Origin of the sequence: Flavobacterium salmonis (assembly GCF_903819435.1) — a bacterium.
Lineage (GTDB): Bacteria > Bacteroidota > Bacteroidia > Flavobacteriales > Flavobacteriaceae > Flavobacterium > Flavobacterium chungangense.
Genome location: NZ_CAIJDP010000088.1, coordinates 118,902 through 138,827 on the forward strand (window position 1 = coordinate 118,902; position 19,926 = coordinate 138,827).

At 29.1% G+C, this 19,926-nt stretch carries 20 protein-coding genes; all 20 read right to left on the reverse strand.

Annotated elements, in window-relative coordinates; translation table 11 throughout:
* Window positions 1–35: 35 nt before the first annotated feature.
* The 20 genes from FLACHUCJ7_RS21765 to FLACHUCJ7_RS21860 all read right to left on the reverse strand — a co-directional run bounded on the left by FLACHUCJ7_RS21765 (window position 36) and on the right by FLACHUCJ7_RS21860 (window position 19,908).
* Window positions 36–854: a glycosyltransferase family 2 protein gene (locus FLACHUCJ7_RS21765; RefSeq protein WP_219634153.1), complete on the reverse strand. Its 819-nt coding sequence runs from the start codon at window positions 852–854 to the stop codon at window positions 36–38.
* A complete protein-coding gene (locus tag FLACHUCJ7_RS21770; RefSeq protein WP_180910424.1) occupies window positions 844–1,503 on the reverse strand; it encodes an acetyltransferase in 660 nt (219 codons plus the stop codon). The genes FLACHUCJ7_RS21765 and FLACHUCJ7_RS21770 overlap by 11 nt, the downstream gene beginning before the upstream one ends.
* A complete protein-coding gene (locus FLACHUCJ7_RS21775) occupies window positions 1,494–2,573 on the reverse strand; it encodes a DegT/DnrJ/EryC1/StrS family aminotransferase (protein ID WP_180910425.1) in 1,080 nt (359 codons plus the stop codon). The genes FLACHUCJ7_RS21770 and FLACHUCJ7_RS21775 overlap by 10 nt, the downstream gene beginning before the upstream one ends.
* Window positions 2,566–3,354, reverse strand: a complete 789-nt coding sequence (locus tag FLACHUCJ7_RS21780) for a class I SAM-dependent methyltransferase (protein WP_180910426.1) — start codon at window positions 3,352–3,354, stop codon at window positions 2,566–2,568. The genes FLACHUCJ7_RS21775 and FLACHUCJ7_RS21780 overlap by 8 nt, the downstream gene beginning before the upstream one ends.
* 2 nt (window positions 3,355–3,356) lie before the next feature.
* A complete protein-coding gene (locus FLACHUCJ7_RS21785; protein WP_180910504.1) occupies window positions 3,357–4,628 on the reverse strand; it encodes an ABC transporter ATP-binding protein in 1,272 nt (423 codons plus the stop codon).
* A 28-nt stretch (window positions 4,629–4,656) separates the two neighbouring features.
* Window positions 4,657–5,520: an ABC transporter permease gene (locus FLACHUCJ7_RS21790; protein WP_180910427.1), complete on the reverse strand. Its 864-nt coding sequence runs from the start codon at window positions 5,518–5,520 to the stop codon at window positions 4,657–4,659.
* A 102-nt stretch (window positions 5,521–5,622) separates the two neighbouring features.
* On the reverse strand, window positions 5,623–7,566 hold the full coding sequence (locus FLACHUCJ7_RS21795; protein ID WP_379781661.1) for a polysaccharide biosynthesis protein: 1,944 nt from the start codon (window positions 7,564–7,566) through the stop codon (window positions 5,623–5,625).
* Window positions 7,567–7,672: 106 nt separating this feature from the next.
* Window positions 7,673–8,557 carry a glucose-1-phosphate thymidylyltransferase RfbA gene (gene rfbA, locus FLACHUCJ7_RS21800; RefSeq protein ID WP_180910430.1) on the reverse strand — a complete coding sequence of 295 codons (885 nt, stop codon included), beginning with the start codon at window positions 8,555–8,557 and terminating at the stop codon, window positions 7,673–7,675.
* 78 nt (window positions 8,558–8,635) lie between these two features.
* Window positions 8,636–9,481, reverse strand: coding sequence for a dTDP-4-dehydrorhamnose reductase (gene rfbD / locus FLACHUCJ7_RS21805; protein ID WP_180910431.1), 846 nt, complete (start codon window positions 9,479–9,481; stop codon window positions 8,636–8,638).
* Window positions 9,481–10,029, reverse strand: a complete 549-nt coding sequence (gene rfbC, locus FLACHUCJ7_RS21810) for a dTDP-4-dehydrorhamnose 3,5-epimerase (RefSeq protein WP_180910432.1) — start codon at window positions 10,027–10,029, stop codon at window positions 9,481–9,483. The genes rfbD and rfbC overlap by 1 nt, the downstream gene beginning before the upstream one ends.
* Before the next feature lie 25 nt (window positions 10,030–10,054).
* Window positions 10,055–11,200 (reverse strand): DegT/DnrJ/EryC1/StrS family aminotransferase, encoded by a 1,146-nt coding sequence (locus FLACHUCJ7_RS21815; RefSeq protein WP_180910434.1) that lies wholly within the window; start codon window positions 11,198–11,200, stop codon window positions 10,055–10,057.
* Window positions 11,193–11,618 carry a WxcM-like domain-containing protein gene (locus tag FLACHUCJ7_RS21820; protein ID WP_180910435.1) on the reverse strand — a complete coding sequence of 142 codons (426 nt, stop codon included), beginning with the start codon at window positions 11,616–11,618 and terminating at the stop codon, window positions 11,193–11,195. The genes FLACHUCJ7_RS21815 and FLACHUCJ7_RS21820 overlap by 8 nt, the downstream gene beginning before the upstream one ends.
* Before the next feature lie 10 nt (window positions 11,619–11,628).
* Window positions 11,629–12,579, reverse strand: a complete 951-nt coding sequence (locus FLACHUCJ7_RS21825) for an MraY family glycosyltransferase (RefSeq protein WP_180910437.1) — start codon at window positions 12,577–12,579, stop codon at window positions 11,629–11,631.
* A gap of 39 nt (window positions 12,580–12,618) precedes the next feature.
* A complete protein-coding gene (locus FLACHUCJ7_RS21830) occupies window positions 12,619–13,686 on the reverse strand; it encodes an EpsG family protein (protein WP_180910439.1) in 1,068 nt (355 codons plus the stop codon).
* 41 nt (window positions 13,687–13,727) lie between these two features.
* On the reverse strand, window positions 13,728–14,708 hold the full coding sequence (locus tag FLACHUCJ7_RS21835; protein ID WP_180910440.1) for an NAD-dependent epimerase/dehydratase family protein: 981 nt from the start codon (window positions 14,706–14,708) through the stop codon (window positions 13,728–13,730).
* 36 nt (window positions 14,709–14,744) lie between these two features.
* Window positions 14,745–15,830, reverse strand: coding sequence for a glycosyltransferase family 4 protein (locus FLACHUCJ7_RS21840; RefSeq protein ID WP_180910441.1), 1,086 nt, complete (start codon window positions 15,828–15,830; stop codon window positions 14,745–14,747).
* A gap of 74 nt (window positions 15,831–15,904) precedes the next feature.
* Entirely contained in the window at window positions 15,905–17,017 is a 1,113-nt protein-coding gene (locus FLACHUCJ7_RS21845) for an EpsG family protein (RefSeq protein WP_180910442.1), read from the reverse strand.
* A complete protein-coding gene (locus FLACHUCJ7_RS21850; RefSeq protein WP_180910443.1) occupies window positions 17,017–17,697 on the reverse strand; it encodes a glycosyltransferase in 681 nt (226 codons plus the stop codon). The genes FLACHUCJ7_RS21845 and FLACHUCJ7_RS21850 overlap by 1 nt, the downstream gene beginning before the upstream one ends.
* A gap of 378 nt (window positions 17,698–18,075) precedes the next feature.
* The gene (locus FLACHUCJ7_RS21855; RefSeq protein WP_180910444.1) at window positions 18,076–19,068 is read right to left on the reverse strand and encodes a CgeB family protein; all 993 of its coding nucleotides are present in this window, start codon (window positions 19,066–19,068) and stop codon (window positions 18,076–18,078) included.
* Window positions 19,069–19,092: 24 nt separating this feature from the next.
* The gene (locus FLACHUCJ7_RS21860; protein WP_180910446.1) at window positions 19,093–19,908 is read right to left on the reverse strand and encodes a glycosyltransferase family 2 protein; all 816 of its coding nucleotides are present in this window, start codon (window positions 19,906–19,908) and stop codon (window positions 19,093–19,095) included.
* Window positions 19,909–19,926: the final 18 nt, after the last annotated feature.

Below are 19,926 nucleotides of genomic sequence, written 5' to 3' on the forward strand. Positions count from 1 at the left end.
CAATTATTTTATTCATAATTTTTGAGCCATAAGCCCTACTTTAATTTTAAAAATTTAAGCCCTTTACTTATATATAGTTTTAGATATTCATAGCGATGATAATTTATCATTTTATCTAATTCATTCTGATACGAATTACTAAAATGAGTTTTAAAAAATCTAAAAAGCTTAATATTTTTTTTATGATAATTTTTTAATGACAAAATTGAAGTAACGCCATTTTCATTTTTTCGATAAACTCCCATTTCTCCTTCAATTCGTTTAAGTCTGCCTTTCGAAGCAACTAATGAAAACAAAGCTCTGTCACCACTTAAAACCTTCTCAAACCAATCTGGAATTTGCAAAAATTCTTTTCGGAACACGAACGAGCAGGTATGAAAAAGTGCCGTTTTAGAAAAAGTGTCTTTAAGTTCAAAATCATTTTTTTCATATACTCGCCAAGGTTGTGGTTTAAAATTTGGAATCATCTCATTAATCATAATTACATTATGAAAACAACCTGAATAATCTTTGTTATTATCTAAAAAATCAATTTGTTTTTGAAGCTTATTTTTGTCTGTCCAATAATCATCTCCCTCACAGAGTGCTATATATTCGCCGGAACACTCTTTCAAAGCAAAAATAAAATTTGGCATTACTCTTAGATTACTAGGATGCAAAAAATATCGAATACAATTTCCTTTAGGATGTGATGCTATTATACTTCTGATCACCTCATCAGTACCATCTGGAGAGTGATCATTTGCAATTATGAGTTCAAAATCAAAATTTGTTTTTTGCATCAAAATACTTTCTATTGCCTCGCGAATGTAATTTTCATGCTTATAGGTAATCATGCAGACACTAACCTTCATAATAAAAATCTAATGGTGCTATTTCTTTTTTAAAACTTGCAGGATTTCCTGCTACCATACAATTATCAGGAACATTTTTAGTTACTATAGATCCGGCTGCTACAAGAACATTTTTACCTATGGAAACATCTGGCAAAATAACAGCTCCACTGCCAATGTGGGAAAATGAACCAATTTCACATCTGCCTAGTAAAGTAGCATTTGGCGAAATTTCAACAAAATCTCCTATCAAAACATCGTGAGTTACAATGACATTATAATAAACAATACACCCTTTACCCAAACGAACACCATTAGAAATTATAGCTCCCTGCAAAATGTTATTTCCAGCGCCAATGGAAACATCAAAATTTCCTATTTGAGCTAATGGACTAATTGTAGATGATAAGTTCCCTCCCAAAGCCTCAAAAGTATCTTTTATCTGTTTTCTCAAAATAGGCTTTCCGATTCCTATAGTGAACGAGGAGTCTGTAGTCTGAAAATATTCTTGAGCTTCTTGTTTAGAATGAAGTATTTTGAATTTTTTAAATAAAAAATCAGGCGCATTTAAGGTTATGTCATCATAAAATACAACATTCTCTAAATCATTTTTATGATAAAATGTTTCTAACACCTCTTTAGCAAAACCTTTTGCACCTATTATAAGCATAAACTTTTATTAATTACTGCAACAATTTGTTCCAATTCTGATTCTTTTATTCCAACATATAATGGCAAACACAATATTCTGGAAGAAATACTTTCACTAATAGGCATTTCTGCCTTATTGATGTAGTTTATTGTATTTAATGAAGGATAAAAATATCTTCTGGGATAAATTGAAACTTTGTTGAGATGAGTCTGAACATTTAATAAATCAGTTTCAGTATTAAATACAACAGGGTAATAACTGTAATTCCAGGTTGTATTTTCTCTAAGTTGTATTTTTTTAATTTTATTTTTATCCAAATTTGCATTATAATACTCTACCACTTTTTTTCTTTCATCCAGAATATAATCTAAGTAAGGAAATACAGCTAAACCCATGGCTGCCTGAAGCTCAGAAATTTTCCCATTTATTCCTAAACCATAAAAATCAAGTTCTCCTTTATGTCCAAAATTATGCGAATAATATAATTTCTGAAATAATTTCTCGTCTTTACAGAACAAAGCTCCCCCCTCTGCAGTATGAAAAAGTTTTGTAGCATGAAAGCTTACAGTACTAACATCTCCATATTCAAAAATACTTTTTTGTTTATATTTTACACCAAAACAATGAGCAGCATCGTAAATTATTTTTAAGTTGTGCTTCTGAGCAATCCTTTCGATAGCTTCTACATCACAGGGATTACCAAAAACATGTGTGGCTAATATTGCCTTTGTTTTTGAAGTAATTGCTGCTTCAATTTTAGTTTCGTCAATAGTAAAATACTCAGGATGGATATCAACAAAAATTGGGGTACAATTTTCCCATATTATTGCGGCAGAAGTAGCAACATAACTAAACGGAGTGGTAATAATTTCGCTATTTTCTCCTAAAATTTTTACTGCTATTTGTAATGGAACAGTTCCGTTACTAGTTATTAAAATTGAAGAAACATCTAGATACGACTTTAATTTAGTTTCTAACTCTAAAACGAGTTTACCTCTATTTGTAAGCCATTGCGTAGCCCAAACATCATTTAGAATTTCATCGTATTCATTTTTTGGAGGTAAGAATGTTTTAGTTACGTTAATCATTTTTTTTTGCTATGTACAATACACTTTTTTTATTTATACCATATTTTTTAAATATTGCCTCACCAAAATATTCAACATCTAATTCATCTAATTCAAAACCAACAGATCTAATACGATTAATAAAATCTTTTTTGCTATAGAGTCTTTCGTGATCATCTTGCCCAAAATATTTCCAGCGTTCAGTTATTGTATACTCTCTATTTTTTTCTGCCTCAATAGATTCTTCTAATCCCAGATTAATGGGAGCCATTAAAATAGCAACTCCCCCTTTTTTCAAAACCCTATATATTTCAGTTACTGCTTTCATATCGTCTTTTACATGTTCTAAAACGTGAGAACATATAACCAAATCCCATGTTCCATCAGGATAAAGTGTCATATTTTGGATATCAACAATATCATCAACACCTTGCATATATAAGTCGGCTGAACGATAATCCATTTGATTTATATAACCATTTAGATAATTTTTAAAATGTTCAGTTGGTGCAATATCCAAAACTTTAATTTTAGACTTGCCCTTTTTGAAAAATTCATTCAAGTATAGAGCATATAATCTGGAACGATCTGAGGCCGAACAATTGGCGCAAGAATATTCAAAAATATTTAAAGTTTCGAATAAAAAAATAGAATGAATAAATCCTGCATCATCGAATGCTCTAAGATATTTTTCTGATAATTTATTTAATTTTACTTTCTCTTTATTACAAACTGAGCAAGAGAAATTTCCTTTTTTCGAAGACTTTATAATACTTTTTATTTTTTTTAAAATATGAATCATCCTTAACATTTTTTTATATTCCAATTCATCATTGCTTGAGGTCTCACGGTTCCAATCCATTTTCCATACCAGGAAACATCTCTTTTTTCTTCTAAAAATGAAATCTCCAATACATTATATTCATTACAAAGTGGTTTTGAAGTATCTTCAACTAATAAAACTCTAATCGAATATGTATCTGTGTTCATTAAATTGGCGGGTATAGTTGTGGTGATGCAAAATTGACCATTTCCGCATGCATATGAATCAGATACTACATTAAAAACAGGTACTTCTGCACTTGAATATAACACAAGGCTTATATTTAAATTTCTTGTTATGGTATCAAAATTTTCAATCATAAATTCAAGCACTAAATCCTGATTAATAAATATTGATTTTTGATTAGTCCTCGCTTTTACACTAATTAATTTAGACAATTGATCTCCAGGAGCAGTTTCAAACGTCCACGTTTTTTCCAAAATATTGTTTCTCTTTTCAACTTTTAAATATTCGTCAATAGTCTCTTCAGGTGAACCCGAAAAAACAAACTTTCCTTTGTCTATTAATATGGCTCTTGTACATAAGCTTTTTACTGCGGCCATGTTATGACTTACAAACAAAACAGTTCTGCCTTCGCCTTTAGCAATATCTTTCATTTTTCCAATAGCTTTTTTCTGAAATTCAGCATCTCCAACCGCTAAAACTTCGTCCACTACTAATATTTCAGGTTCTAAAAAAGCGGCTACGGCAAAAGCTAATCGTACAGTCATTCCACTACTATACCTTTTTACAGGTGTATCAATATAACGTTCACAACCAGAAAATTCAATAATTTCGTCAAGCTTTGAGGTAATTTCATTTTTAGTCATACCAAGAATAGCTCCATTAAGATAGATGTTTTCGCGACCTGTCATTTCGGAATGGAAACCCGTTCCAACCTCTAACAAAGAAGCTATTCGTCCTCTTGATTTAATAGTCCCCCCGGATGGAGCAGTAACTTTGGACAATATTTTCAACAAAGTTGATTTTCCAGCACCATTTTTACCAATAATACCTAATACTTCTCCTCTCTCAACATCAAAATCAATATTTTGTAATGCCCAGACATAATCACTGGTTCCTTTAGTCGATCTGTCATTAGTATCACCTATAGTTAAATAAGGATCTTCTTTCCCTCGAACTTTATGCCACCATCTATTTAAGTCATGACTCAAAGTACCTGTCCCAATTTGTCCTAATCGGTATTGTTTAGAAACATTTTCTACTTTTAAAATAATATCTTTTTCCACAATTAACTGTTATTAATAAATTATTAGAAGACTAAACAGTGTCAATAAAACTTTTTTCAGTTTTATTAAACATTAAAAGCCCCAGAAAAAATATAATTATGGTTACTATAAAAGTATATATTAGACCTAAAGGAGATATATGTCCAACATTTAAGAGCATATAACGCGAGGTTTCAATAATATAAGCTAATGGATTATATGCTACAATCCACCCATACTGAGGCAATTTTGCTTTAATTAATTCTATAGGATACATTACCGCAGAAACATACATTAGCAATTGTATACTAAAACCTATTAAATAACTAAAATCTCTATATTTCGTGACTAAAGAGGAGATCAGCATTCCTAATCCGAGGCCTAAAATTCCTATCAGCAAGATTAGAAACGGCAAAAATACAACTGCAACATTTAAAGAAACTAAAGCGCCACTCGTGTAATAGTAAATATAAAAGATTATAAAAATCAGGAATTGAATACCTAATTTTATTAAATTGGAAATCACAATTGAAAGCGGTGTTATAATTCTTGGGAAATAAACTTTTCCGAAGATTCCCGCATTGGCTTTAAATGTATCTGAAGTACTTGTTAAACAAGATGTAAAGTAATTCCATACAGTTATTCCGGCAAGATTAAACAAAAACGCAGGTACCTTTCCTGTATCAATCCCAGCAACATTATTAAAAATAATAGTATAAGTTAGCGAGGTTAATAAAGGCTGAATAAGATACCAAAGTGGTCCTAAAACTGTTTGTTTATAAACTGTAATTACATCTCGTTTTACAAATAGCAACAATAAATCTCTATATTGCCATATTTCTTTAAAATTAAGAGCGAAAAAATTATTTTTTGGTGTTATTTCAAACAACCAATCTTTATTATCAATATTATTCATTTCATAAATTAACAGGGTTTTTACCCATTCAAAAAAAGATTAAAAAAGCAAAAGGCGTTTTTTTATAAAAACACCTTCCATATTTACTATATAATAAACATTTTATACATCCAAAACCTCAAAAGAAGAATTCATACTTTTAAATTCTGGAACTATTTTTTTCATTTTACTAACAATATCATCATTACTATAAAAATTGGCAATCTCTATGAGTTGGTCTACTTCAGTATGCAGATTTTCATACTCATCCTGGATTTCCTGTGCAATCATAATTTTATTATGATAGGTTGGTAAAGTTTTAGAAGTATCATTTAATAATTCTTCATACAATTTTTCACCTGGTCTAAGTCCTACAATCTTTATTTTTATCTCCTTGTCAGGGATAAAACCGGCTAACTTAATCATTTTTTTGGCTAAATCTATAATCTTTACCGGTTTACCCATATCAAAGATGTAAATTTCACCACCCTTTCCCATTGCTCCTGCTTCTAAAACCAACTGACAGGCTTCTGGGATGGTCATGAAATAACGTATAATATCCTGATGAGTTATAGTAACAGGACCTCCCTCAGCAATTTGTCTAGTAAACAAAGGAACTACTGATCCATTGGAACCTAATACATTCCCAAAACGGGTTGTAATAAATTTAGTTACACATTGCGATTTTTCAGTTTGATTTTTTAAAAATAAAGACTGTACATATTTTTCCGCAATACGTTTACTTGCCCCCATAACATTACTAGGGTTAACGGCTTTATCAGTAGAAACCATTACAAATTTTTTAACCTTGTATTTACAAGCCAAATCTGCTAAATTTTTAGTCCCTTTTACATTTGTAAGAATCGCTTGTGAGGGATTTTCTTCCATCAGGGGAACATGCTTATAGGCAGCAGCATGAAAAATAACCTGGGGGCTATAATCTATAAATACTTTTTCTAAAGCTTTTTTACTCTTAACATCAGCAATAACGGCCCTTATTTTTGTTTGAGAATCCATACTCAAAGTTTCCAGACATAGATTATGCAAAGGTGTTTCTGCTTGGTCTAAAATAATTATTGTTTTAGGATTAAATCCTAAAACCTGCCTTACAATTTCGCTACCAATAGAACCTGCGGCCCCTGTAATTAAGATCACTTTATCTTTCAATTGTTTAGATATAGATTTACTATCCAAAACAATTGGTTTCCTTTCTAATAAATCCTCAATCTGAATATTTTTTACTTTTTGAGAAATCTCTTTTTGATTTTCCCAATCTGAAATTAAAGGAACTGTGTATACCTTGTAATTAAATTCTAAACATTGGTCAACAATAATTAACTGCTCTTCCTTAGATAAACTTTTATCAGCAATAATAACTCCTTCTGCAGCTACTGATCGCATTAATGCTGGTAATTTTTTCTTTTGAATCAATATTGGCATATCAAGCATTCGCTTAGAGGCGTTTTGATTATTTTTATCTACAAAACCAACAATCTTAAATCTGGAAGGCGTTTCAAATTTTAATGCATTGGCAACTGAAATTGCATTAGCATCTGTACCATAAATAACTGTTCTTATTAATTTAGAATCCGTTTTTTCTGAAAAATAAATTTCAAAAGTTTGTTTTACAATTACCCTATATAAAAACAAACCACAAAAAGAAAGGACTAAGTTTATAAAAAGAGCTGTATTTAAAAAAGCTTTGTGTCCTGAATATAACTCATATATCAAATTAAAGAACAAAAAGAAAACCAAAACTGACATCTGTGAAAACAGTAGTTTGATTGCGTCTATATAGGAAGAATGCCTAATAATTCCTGAATATGTTCTAAAAAGCCAGAAGAAAAACACATTAACAAGTATAAGACTTGTAACAAAAATGAAATGAAATGATGTTATAATATACCCTAATGCTGTTCCCTCAAACAACATATAAGTAAGTGTAAACGAAAAGATAAGAACCATTACATCAATAGCAACAATAATCCATCTTGGTAAATAACTAAGATTATTAATGTTTGCTTTAAGGTTTCTTGGCGAAAAATTGTTATGTAACAAAGCCGCCATGTTGTTTCGTTTATCTGTATTCAAATTGGTTATATTTAATATTTACAACTAAGCACAATTACAAAAGTACTAATTTAACATATAAAAAGATATTTCTTTAAAAGAATTAAAATCTGGCTCCCTTTTTCTTTTGCTTCAAAAATTCTAACAGATAGGTCCCATAACCTGATTTAACCAGAGGCAGCGCAAGTTCTTCTAACTGTTCATCCTTAATAAAACCTTGTCTCCATGCAATTTCTTCGATACAGCCAACTTTTAATCCCTGTCTTTCTTCTAAGACCTGAACAAATTGTCCGGCCTGCATTAAACTATTAAAAGTTCCAGTATCTAACCAAGCAGTTCCTCTGCTTAAAATACCAACTTTTAAAGATTCTTTTTCTAAATAAACTTTATTTACATCTGTAATTTCATATTCTCCCCTGGCACTTGGCTGAATATTTTTAGCTATTTCTACAACTGAGTTATCATAAAAATACAATCCGGGAACTGCATAACTTGATTTTGGCTCTTCGGGTTTTTCTTCAATTGATATAGCTTTAAGGTTTTCATCAAATTCCACAACTCCATAACGTTCAGGATCTGAAACATGATAAGCAAACACAACTCCTCCATTGGGCTTTGTATTTGACTTTAAAAGCTCCTGCATATTAGAACCAAAAAATATATTATCTCCTAAAATAAGAGCAACATCATCATTACCAATAAATTCTTCTCCAATTACAAAAGCCTGAGCTAAACCATTTGGAATAGCTTGTTCAGCATAACTAAATTTGCATCCTAAACTCACCCCATCACCTAATAATTTTTTAAAATTTGGTAAATCATGGGGTGTAGAAATAATTAATATTTCATTTATTCCAGACATCATCAATGTTGATAATGGATAATAAATCATAGGCTTATCATATACTGGCATCATTTGCTTACTCATAGCAAGAGTCAAAGGGTGTAATCTTGTTCCTGAACCACCAGCTAATATAATTCCTTTCATATATTTTTGTAATTTTTTAGGATTAGATTTCTTTTTAAATTGCTTTAGAAATCTTGGAAAACTTCAACCTTTTTTTATTTAAACAAACATTTTTCTTAAACTTTCTCTATAATCCGGAACATCTAAATTATAGATTCTTTTTATTTTTTTCTTATCCAGTAAAGAAAATTGAGGGCGTTTTGCCGGTGTGGGATATGATGCAGATGGAACTCCCCCAACATTACAATTATATTTCCCAAATTCTCTTATACTTAACGCAAACTCATACCAACTTATTTCGCCTTCATTGGAATAATTATAGATTCCTGGTATCCAATTTGGTGAATCCAAAATATCCAACATGGCTTGAGCTAAGTCAGCTGCGTAAGTTGGAGAGCCTATTTGATCATTTACCACATTAATTGATTCTTTTTCCTTCATCAGTCGCTGCATCGTTTTAACAAAGTTATTACCAAACTTACTGTAAACCCAAGAAGTTCTTATTATAATTGAATTTGGATTTTCAGTCAGACAAGCGATCTCACCTGCTCGCTTACTAGCACCATAAATATTGATCGGATTTGTTTCAGCTTCTTCATTTAAAGCAATTGAAGAAGTTCCATCAAATACATAGTCCGTTGAAATGTGTATTAATTTTGCATTGTTTTCTTTAGCATACTTTGCTATTAATTGTACTGCTAAGTGATTTACAGTAAAGGCAATTTCTTTTTCTGATTCTGCTTTATCTACTGCAGTATAGGCACCACAATTAAAAATTATGTTAGGTTGAATTTCTTTTAATTGTTTTGCTAAAACTTTTAAATCATCCAAAGTAATTTGTGTTCTGTTTGCAAAAATCCATTCAAATTGTGAATGTTTTGTCGATAAGACCGAAAGCTCAGTGCCTAATTGGCCATTAGCACCTGTCACCAATATTTTTTCCATTAGAATAAGCTATTACAATTTTCAATAAAAGGAAGTATTTTATCTTTATCAGAAACTATTGCATGTTCTAAGTTCATACCCCAATCAATATTTAAAGAAGGGTCATCAAATTTAATCCCACCTTCGGAAGCTTTATTATAAAACTGATCACATTTATACATCACGGAAGCTGTTTCACTAATAACCGAAAATCCGTGAGCAAAACCTTGAGGCACTAATAATTGTTTTTTATTTTCAGCCGAAAGTAAAACGCTAAATGATTTTCCATAAGTTGGAGAATTTTTTCTTAAATCTACTGCAACATCAATAATTTCTCCTTCTAAAACACGAACCAGTTTCGTTTGTGCAAAAGGTGGATTTTGATAATGCAAACCTCTTAAAGTTCCTTTTCTTGAAAAAGATTGATTATCCTGAACAAAATCAATATCTATTTCTAAATCTTCAAATTTAGTTTTGCTGTAGGATTCAAAAAAATAACCTCTCTCATCACCAAAAACCGTTGGCTCCACTATTATTAAATCTTTTATAAAGGTTTTTTCAATTTTCATTTTTAAAATGTAATTCTTTTTTTATTTATGTTATTTTAAAGAAGTTATAAATCACTTCTTTAATTCTGTCTTTTTCTTCATTTGTAATATAGGAGCCTGATGGTAAACACAATCCTCTCTCGAATAAATATTCAGCAACATTATTACCATAATATGGATAATTGGTAAAAAGAGGCTGCAAATGCATAGGTTTCCATATTGGGCGACATTCAATATTTGCACTTTCAAATGCAAGCCTTAAACTTTCTCTATCTATATTTTTTTTTTCGCTTGGTTCAACTAAAATTGTACTTAACCAATAATTTGAAAAACAATCATTATTAGCTACCTTAAAAAAATGTATTTCGTCTATATTCTTGAAAATTTTGTCATAAAAACTATTTATTTCTCTTCTGGCAATAATGTTTTGTTTTAATATCTCCATCTGACCAAGACCTATGCCTGCGCAAACATTACTCATTCTGTAATTATAGCCTATTTGACTATGCTCATAATGTATTGCTTTATCTTTTGATTGGGTGGCATAAAAAATAGCCTTTTCTTTAGATGATTGTGAATTAGAAATTAAAACTCCACCACTTGAAGTAGTAATGATTTTATTTCCATTAAAAGACAAAACTCCATAAGTGCCAAAAGTACCGCACTTTTTACCTTTATAAGTACTCCCAAGAGCTTCTGCACTATCCTCAAGAACAGGAATTTCATATCGCTCAGCAATTTTATGAATTTCATCTACCTTATATGGGTTTCCGTACAAATGTACTGCTATAATAGCTTTAGGTTTTTTACCCTTACTTATTCTGTCCTGAATAGCAATTTCAAGACTCTTGGGACAAATGTTCCAAGTTTCTGTTTCGCTGTCTACAAATACGGGAATAGCACCTTGATATAAAATAGGATTAGCTGAGGCCGAAAATGTCAGGCTTTGACAAATAACTTCATCCCCAATTCCTACACCTAATAAAATCAACGCTAAATGAATTGCAGATGTCCCAGAATTTAAGGCCGTTACAAATATTTTATCGTCAAGATAATTTTCCAGAACTTTCTCAAAATCATTAACATTCGGCCCACCAGAAGTGATCCAGTTATCTTCAAGGGCTTTCTGAATATATTTTTGTTCAAAACCACTTTGCTTTGACAAGGATAAAAAAATTCTTTTATTAGTCATTAATTTTCCAATAATCCGAAGTATAACGAACATCATCATCACTAACTTTCGTTAATGGCAAAGTCGAAAATGATATCAGCTTAGAGTTTATTTCTAATGATTCAATAGCGTTTGCATGACCAGCTGGTACATGTAAAATTTTGCTATCAGAGGCTGACATGATAATAGTTTCAACTTTTAATTCTTTTGAAGGATTTTCCCAGTTATCAATTTTTACAAAATGAATTTTAAAAGATCCGTTTATGCAATAGAAATTTTTAGCATCCAATTTATGTCCTTGCCAAGCTCTAATAGGATTTTCATCAGAATTACTAATAATATAAAACCTTTCGATATCCTTAAAACTGAAATCATTTACATACGAAATAGTTCCCCGATGATCTGAAAAATTGCCTCCCTGAATTATGTTAGAATCCATTAATTTAATTTTAAATTGTCTTTTTTAGCAAATAGAATTTTAAGGTATATACCAAAAGTAAAGGAGGGATAATAATTGCAAATATTAATATATCCAGAACTTTATGATATAAAAAAACAACTAAAACCGATACCACTATTTGTGCTAATGCATAATATAGAGCAACTAATCTGTGTTGAATTTTATATTCGTTGCTTAAAACCTGATATAGATGCAAGCGATGTGCTTCAAATATATTTTGCCTTAAATATAACCGATGTAAAATTGTACAACATGAATCTGCTCCATAAACTGCTAAAAATAAAATCCAAATAATTGAGTTAGTGGCTAAAATAAGTTTAAAAACCAGATATATTATCCAAAAAGCAATTGCTATACTGCCAACATCTCCGGCGAAACATTTCGCTTTTTTTCTGTAATTAAAAAAAAGGAAAACCAAACTAGCGACTATAGCATATTTTATAAAATTCCCATCTGTGAATAGTTGAATATTTTTGTTTACATATAATAGCGAACCCATTACCACTAAAGTATATAAAGCTGTTATGCCGTTTATTCCATCCATGAAATTGTAAGCATTTATTAAGCCAATAGCTGTAATGTAAGCCACTATAAGACCTAAAAGAAAGGCAGGATTAAAAATACCTAAGTCGAAAAATATTAAAGTAATAGCCAAAAAGTGAATTGAGATTCGAATTTTATTTGACAAACTCTGAATATCATCCCAAAAACTTACGAAGCTCACTAATGTAATTCCTATAAAGAAAAAATAATTATTTTGGATATGTTGGACCGAATACAACAAAGCTGCAAACCAAAAAATAACTCCTCCCCCACGCAAAGTAATTTCGGTATGAGAGCTTCTTTGATTAGGTTTGTCAATAATATTAAAACGGTTTGCGACTTTAAAGTATAGTAACATTAAAATCATTAAAAGAAACCCTAGTATTGTATATTCCATTATTTATTTTAAAATTTATTTATTAGTTTTTTAAATTATTTAAATACAATTTTTAATCAATAGAGACTTGTAAGGAATTAACCTCATTTTTTCATCTTTTTGTTTTTCTCCATCTATTTTTATTGCTCTAAAAAAAGGAAATAAATAAAAACAACATATAAAACTGGTTAACCAGATTTTTTTATTCCGTAATGTGTAATAAATTATTTCAGAAACCAAAATTATTTCAAAAATTCTAAAATAAATATAAACTCTAGTCAATTCTGTAGATTCTGAAAACATGTTTATAAAAACAATTGAAGATATATAAGCTAACATTAAACATCTCTGATGAGATAATTGAAAGCCGAATTTCTGATAATACCATAAAATAATTAGTCCCATAGTATTTAATACTAGAAGTTTGGCAAAAGGAACCGGAACAGTAAATTTATTAGAAACGTAATAGAGATAATGTGATTCTTTAAAAATAAAAGTCAGCAAATGAATAACACCAATTTGCGATATAATAAATGAAATACCTATTACTAGATATAAATAACGAGTTTCAATAAACTCTCCCCACTTAAAAATGATGAAAAAGATAATAAAAGGGATTAAAGAACTATAGTGAATGAATATAGCAGATATCATTAATAAAGAGTAATAATAATATTTTTTATCTAATAAAAAGCTAAATGCATAAAATGTAATAGCAACTGATAAAAACTGTCTTATATAGGTGAATGAATATAAAAACATTACGGGAATCATGAAATACAAGACTAGTGGTAAGGTACTTTTTTTAGTATATTTCCTGGCTCCTAAATAAACAAATAAATAGGTAAAAAAAGAAAAAAAGAAAAAAAGAAATGTGTAACTCAGGTTCAAAAACCTAAAAATTTTCATTATCATTAAAAAACCATACTCAACATTATTGTCTCTTGTCCCATACATATACCAATAAGTATAGTTATTATAATCCCAACCTATGCCTTCTCTAAAACCTCCTATTAAAATCATAATCACAAGAAGGGATAAACTAACAATTTTCTCTTTACCAGGATAATTATAACTAACTAAAAATAAAGCCAGTACAACAAAAATTAGTATAATATAAAAACCCATCTATTTATTTTATAAGATATTATTTAAAAACTGTACTTTGTTTAGAAATTTTCAGACTTATTCTCTGCCATCCAATTTAAAGTTATTTTTATACCATCCTTTCTTGAATATGGTAACAATGGAGCTATTTTATAAGTATTTTTTAAATCAATAATATTATTAGTTGTCATGTTATGCAATCTGAATGAGTTCATTGGAAAATGAATTTTAAATAATTTCAAAATATCTCCAAAAAAAGCAGCTCCCTTAATTATAAAATAAGGAGCTTTTTTAATTTTAGTACCAAGTTCAGTTGCTATTTCATTACCCCATTCTTCAATATTTATTGCAGGATCATCTCCAATATAAAAAACTTTTTGTTCATCATTTATTGTTTCGGTAAAAAGTATACTTTCAATTTGGCAAACAGCATTACCAATAAATCCGTATGTTTTGGTACATCCTTTATTTCCAACATGAAAATATTTTCCAGCAATAATCATATCAAAAAAATTCTTGTAAGGTATACCAAACCAAGGTCCCCAAATTGACGTAGGTCTTATTATTGCCCAGTCACAATCAGGCCTGTTTTCCCACACTAATTGTTCTGTTTTCACTTTACTTTCTCCATAAATTGTAGTTGGTGCATAATCAAACTGGTTTTTTGGATAATACCCTCCATAACACACCAACATTGATGAAGTTATAATAATTTTCTTTAAATTCTTTAATTCGGTTGTGGCTTTTAGCAAATTTTCTACACCTAAAACATTCGAATTATAATCTTCCAGGCCTTTCCCGTCCAAGTCTGTACGTGCAGCTAAATGTAAAATATAGTCAGGTTCGAAATTAAGAACTGCATGCTTTAACTCCAATAAATCATTAATATCTATTTTAGTCCAATATTTAAGGAATTCTTTGTTACTTGGTTCTTTAACATCAATATTTAAAATTTCATGACCGTCTTGAATCAACTTCTCCGAGAAGTTAGTCCCAATAAATCCTGAGCCTCCAGTTATTAGTATTTTATGTTTAATTAACATTATTAATATTTTTTAAAAAATTAATTTAATTAGATTTTAGCTCAAATATTGGGAGAATAAAAGATTTATTCTACTATTAAATTTTTCTGGAGAAAATTCACATTTTGAATGTATAATATTATGCTGCTGAATTTTTAATAACAATTCAGGATTATCAAGAAAGAATTTCACTGCATTATATGTACTATCAACATCATTTGGTTTAACTAACAGACCTTCGTTTTTAGTAACAATATCTGATAAAAAATTATGATCTGTGGCAACTATTGCATTTCCTGTTCTCATTGCTTCAATATTTACTAAACCAAATGATTCAGTTTTAAAAAATGTTGGAAAGAGTAAAATGTCACTATTTAAAAATAGATTTATTTTGTTGACTCCCTTAACAACACCATGATAAACTATCCTATTTGGATAAAGTTGATTTAATTGGTGAAATTTATCATCAAATTTTTTTTTCACTTCTAAAGCTGACATCAAATAATCTGAGAGAGGGTCACCAGCAATATTAAACACAACATTTTTATAATGCTTAGCTATTTTTTCAAAAGTATCTAAAGCCACAAAAATGCCCTTACTTTTCATCAAAAATGATATGTATAGAATATGTACTTCTTCATTTTTGTTTTTCAAATCAAAATCAACATCATCTAAAACCGAATCATAACAATTGGGAATTACAGTTCTTTTCATTTTCGTTAATGATGAAGGCATAAGTTGTTTTTGCCTTTCTGTCACAAAAATCGTTTCGTCAATGTTAGTATATGCTTGATGAATAATTTTTGATAATATTCCACCTGTAAAAAGATCCATAATCTCATTACCATGTAAATGATTAATTACTTTGACTCCCTTTATTTTACATAAAAATAACAAAACAATATCTTTTATTGCTCCTTTTTTACTTCGGGTACATGTGAAATAAACTAAATCAACTTTATGAAAAATGAAGATCCAAAAAGTTTTTAATAAAGTTATTATTGTACCCAAATATTTACTTTTTACATTGGTATTAATTAAAAACTTTGGTTTAATTAAATTATAGACCATATTTGAAATTAATGCCTGTCCTCCGATAGGTGGAGGAATAGGGCAAAAAAATAAAATGTTTTTTTTTTTCATTTAGGGCTTAGAATTGACAACTATTTAATTAATTCTATTTTGTTACAAAACGCTTCAAAAGCACAATTATATTTTTAATACATTTCTCTAAAAAATTCTATATTATAAAACAAACTTTTATAAGGATCAAATAAATCAAAATAGGGAGAGATTGACTGTAACAACAAAAATACCGAAACAATAAAAATAATTAAAAGAACATATACTTTATCTAAGCTAAATTTGAAGAATACTAATTGTGAAGAAATTAAAAAGGATTCCATTATATTAAAATACAAACTTCCACGGTTAACAATAATTAAAAGTGAGGAGGAAAACATAAAATATAAAAATAACCCAAAGGCATAACCATTGTAAATTATTTTGTAATAGGGAAGTTTTTTATTTAAATAGTCAAAATTGCATGTAAACAAAATAAGCAGTAAAATCCTTTTAATCAGACCAAATATACTAAGACTAGCATCTTTAAGCGCATCTTTAGCCTCATTTCCATAGAATTCAACTTTATATGTTGCTGATTCACTTACAAATCCTCCTAATGAAAAAAACTTTAATGGTAATGAAGTTTTACCAATAACAAAAGCTATAATTAAAATAGTACAAATGGCTTGCCATTTAAATACTCTGTTAAGAAAATAATAAACACTAAACAAAATAGCTGTTGTGTGAAAAAAGGAGGCGAGAAGTATTAACAAAAAAAAAGGGATAGTTTTTTTCTTTTCAACGAAAGGCAAAGCCAATAAACAGATAGCCAATGCCATTAATTGTCGATTGCTTCCAACCAAACCTAAATTTGTAGCGTAAAAAAAAAGTAATGACAGATATAAATATGGACTATACTTTTTGGCAGTTTTAAAAATAATACCGTAAAAAAACAAAGCGTGAAAAAATAAAAAAAATGAATAGTCTCCAAAAATCTTATAGATAAAAAACGTAGTAAAACCATATCCAATTTCAAAACCTGCTAACGCATTTATAAAAACCAAACTCACTTCATCCACATCGCTAAAGTGATGATAATAAGGATACCAATCTGTACCGGTTTCCCATCTTAATCCAATTTGGACAACAATTATAAAATACAAAATTGAAAATAATATCTTATTTTCAATGTCAGTAAGTTTGCATCTTAATTCTAAAAATGCAAATAAGAGAATTATTAAAAGTGTTCCAATATAAATTTCCATCAATATAATTTAGTATACAGTTCATTCATTTTTGAAATCACTATATTATTTGAAAAATAAGTATCATAATGGTCTTTAAAATTATTATTCTCATTTTTTCTAAAATGATTAAGCTTTGTGATAATACTTTTTGCATTATTCTCAAAAAGAAAATCATTGGAAATAATTATCTCTGGAATTGCACAAATATTTGAAGCAATTACAGGCTTATCAAACAAATATCCTTCAATTATTGGCAAACCAAAACCTTCACCATACGCTGCAGGAATTAAAATCACATCGCTATTTTTATAATACTGGATCAACTCATCATCAGCAACATAACCTAAAAGGGATATGTTATCTAAATTCTGCTCTTTAATTTTCTCCTGATAAAACTTTAATAGAGGTCCTTTTCCTGCTATTAAAAATTCAAAATTTTCATCTTCTAATAATTTAGCGACATCAATTAATAAATCTATTAATGCTCTTTCCTCTATACTTCTCACAGTAAAGACCTTGATAACTCCTGTTTTAAAACATGTAATTTCTTTATTAACAATATTGTTCGTTTTGAAATTTTCAAAGTGAGAAGTATTAGGGATAATACAGTTATTGATTCCTTTATACAAGCTCATTTTCTTTGCATAGAATGAAATAAAATGAACAAAATCGCAACGTAAATAAAGTAATTTTTCCAAAAGCAAAAACACATATTTCAGCTTATGTTTTGTTACCTTGGCGAAATAATATGCGCCATCATGAACTGTAAACAAATTACTTTGAAAACAACTTCCAATACTCATTAATGGGTTGTGGGAATGAATAAATATTTGTTTGTTTTTTTTTAATTTAAATAAAAGAATATTAAGCGTTATAATCCAAAAGAAATTTTTCTTTACTCCAATACAAACTAAATTTCCAAATCTGCTTACTTTAGTTTGGACATCCCAGTGTAAATAATAATTTGTATCAAAAGGACTCGCTAGGGATTGAAAATGAACTACATTTTCAACACCACGTTTGTGAATTCGCATACTATTAAAACCGAAAAATAACATAGCCGATTTAGCCATTTTTTATAAAAATTGTAACATTTGATTAATTCTATGTTCATAGGTATGATTTAACAAAAAGTGGCTATATTGCTCTAAAGCTAACTCATGTCTTACATCTGGCTTATCTAAGTAATACTGTACTAAATCTATTGCTTCCCCTATATTTTTGTAAGTAAATTTTTCAACATTGATTTTAGAATATTCCTGTAGTACAGTTTTATAGTCACATATTTGAAATCCACCAACACCTGCAATTTCAAAAAATTTCACATTCGCAGATTCTATTTCTGCATAATGAAAATTATTAAATACAATTTTTGACCCATACAGAACTTCAGCTTTCCTATTACCTGTAATATATTCATTTCGAAATTTCGAACTAATTTCATGTTTTGCAAAACGCCTGTCAGGAGTACCAAATAGCGCTAAATTAATACCTGATTTCAATAATTTCTCAATCATATTAGCCCGATAAGGATACATAGTACCAAAAGCAACTACATCAATATCTATTTTTTTTTCATATTCTTCACGATCTCCATTAGGCATTTTATGTACTCGAGGATTAAAGGCCTCTGGTAAATAAAAGGTAGGTAATCCCATTTTATTCTTCATAAAATCAACTATAAATCGGTCTTTTGTAAAATAAGCATCATAATTAGATGCGAAAATTTGCTGATATTCAAATGTCGTTAATGCATCTGGATTAAAGTGTACAACTGGTATATACGGCAAAGCTTCTTTAATTAATTTGATACAAATTGGATGAGTAAAACGGTAAGTACAAACAATTAATTCAGGCTCTGAATCGATAATTAATTTTGCTATTTTCCTAAAGAGATACTCATCATAAAAATTTAAAAATTTTATAGCAAAATAATTATATTTATATGGAATTGAAATGACATCTCTTATATCAAAATGTATTACACTATGACCTAAGAAACTAAACGAATCATTGAGATGATATTCTAAACTATCAAAATCCTTACTGCCAAAAAGTGCTATTTTCATGTATTACTTTAAATTTGAAAAAAGTTAATCATTTAAGATAACCCTTTTTATTAATTTATTTTTTAGAATATTTTTTCTTTTTGTATTCTCAATAAATTCAGCAGGCAATAACAATAATATATATTTTCTTAAATTAAGACGCATTTTATATAAAAACAGAATGAGTTTCCAATTTTTATTTTTATTCCTGGCATTAATTTTTGAATCTTCTAAAAATGTGATAAGCGGATTATTTGTAGAAGCACCATCATATGCTGAAAACTTGCATATACATATTGGGATATATTCAAAAATATGATTATCTATATATATTCTAAAAAAAAGATCATAATCCGCAGCAATTTTATAATTGGTATCAAATAAATACTTCAATAACAATTTACTTTTCGCAAAAACTGTTTGATGTCCAAAAACCATAAAATCCCGTGTTTTTTCAATATCATCAGGAGCCAGAACTATATTTCCCCATCTATAGCACAACATATTGTCTCCATAAATTACGTCTGAAAACCTATCAATACTAAAAACCCTTTTTAAAATTTGCATATCATAAAAGACATCTCCTGCATTCATAAAATTTATCCATTCTCCAGTCGCAAGCTTAATTCCTTTATTCATAGCATCGTAAATCCCGGCATCAGGTTCCGAAAGCCAAAAGCTTATTCTATCTTTATATTTTGTAATTATTTCAAGAGTATCATCTGTAGAACCACCGTCAATTATAATATATTCAAAGTCAGAAAAATTTTGATTAATAACGCTCAAAATAGTTTTTTCAATAGTGCTACTTACATTATAACATACTGTAATAATTGTTATAAGGGGTGAATCAGTATCCATTTTCTCTTATTGTTATAA

Bases quoted from the DNA above. Each gene is read 5' to 3' on its own strand.
- FLACHUCJ7_RS21765 (WP_219634153.1), bottom strand. From the start codon at position 854: ATGAAGGTTAGTGTCTGCATGATTACCTATAAGCATGAAAATTACATT.
- FLACHUCJ7_RS21815 (WP_180910434.1), bottom strand. From the start codon at position 11,200: ATGACTAATAAAAGAATTTTTTTATCCTTGTCAAAGCAAAGTGGTTTT.
- rfbD (WP_180910431.1), bottom strand. From the start codon at position 9,481: ATGGAAAAAATATTGGTGACAGGTGCTAATGGCCAATTAGGCACTGAG.
- FLACHUCJ7_RS21855 (WP_180910444.1), bottom strand. From the start codon at position 19,068: ATGAAAATAGCACTTTTTGGCAGTAAGGATTTTGATAGTTTAGAATAT.
- rfbC (WP_180910432.1), bottom strand. From the start codon at position 10,029: ATGAAAATTGAAAAAACCTTTATAAAAGATTTAATAATAGTGGAGCCA.
- rfbA (WP_180910430.1), bottom strand. From the start codon at position 8,557: ATGAAAGGAATTATATTAGCTGGTGGTTCAGGAACAAGATTACACCCT.
- FLACHUCJ7_RS21845 (WP_180910442.1), bottom strand. From the start codon at position 17,017: ATGGAAATTTATATTGGAACACTTTTAATAATTCTCTTATTTGCATTT.
- FLACHUCJ7_RS21860 (WP_180910446.1), bottom strand. From the start codon at position 19,908: ATGGATACTGATTCACCCCTTATAACAATTATTACAGTATGTTATAAT.
- FLACHUCJ7_RS21795 (WP_379781661.1), bottom strand. From the start codon at position 7,566: ATGGCGGCTTTGTTACATAACAATTTTTCGCCAAGAAACCTTAAAGCA.
- FLACHUCJ7_RS21780 (WP_180910426.1), bottom strand. From the start codon at position 3,354: ATGATTCATATTTTAAAAAAAATAAAAAGTATTATAAAGTCTTCGAAA.
- FLACHUCJ7_RS21820 (WP_180910435.1), bottom strand. From the start codon at position 11,618: ATGGATTCTAACATAATTCAGGGAGGCAATTTTTCAGATCATCGGGGA.
- FLACHUCJ7_RS21775 (WP_180910425.1), bottom strand. From the start codon at position 2,573: ATGATTAACGTAACTAAAACATTCTTACCTCCAAAAAATGAATACGAT.
- FLACHUCJ7_RS21770 (WP_180910424.1), bottom strand. From the start codon at position 1,503: ATGCTTATAATAGGTGCAAAAGGTTTTGCTAAAGAGGTGTTAGAAACA.
- FLACHUCJ7_RS21825 (WP_180910437.1), bottom strand. From the start codon at position 12,579: ATGGAATATACAATACTAGGGTTTCTTTTAATGATTTTAATGTTACTA.
- FLACHUCJ7_RS21790 (WP_180910427.1), bottom strand. From the start codon at position 5,520: ATGAATAATATTGATAATAAAGATTGGTTGTTTGAAATAACACCAAAA.
- FLACHUCJ7_RS21835 (WP_180910440.1), bottom strand. From the start codon at position 14,708: ATGTTAATTAAACATAAAATACTAATAACTGGAGGCTCAGGATTTATT.
- FLACHUCJ7_RS21830 (WP_180910439.1), bottom strand. From the start codon at position 13,686: ATGGGTTTTTATATTATACTAATTTTTGTTGTACTGGCTTTATTTTTA.
- FLACHUCJ7_RS21840 (WP_180910441.1), bottom strand. From the start codon at position 15,830: ATGAAAAAAAAAAACATTTTATTTTTTTGCCCTATTCCTCCACCTATC.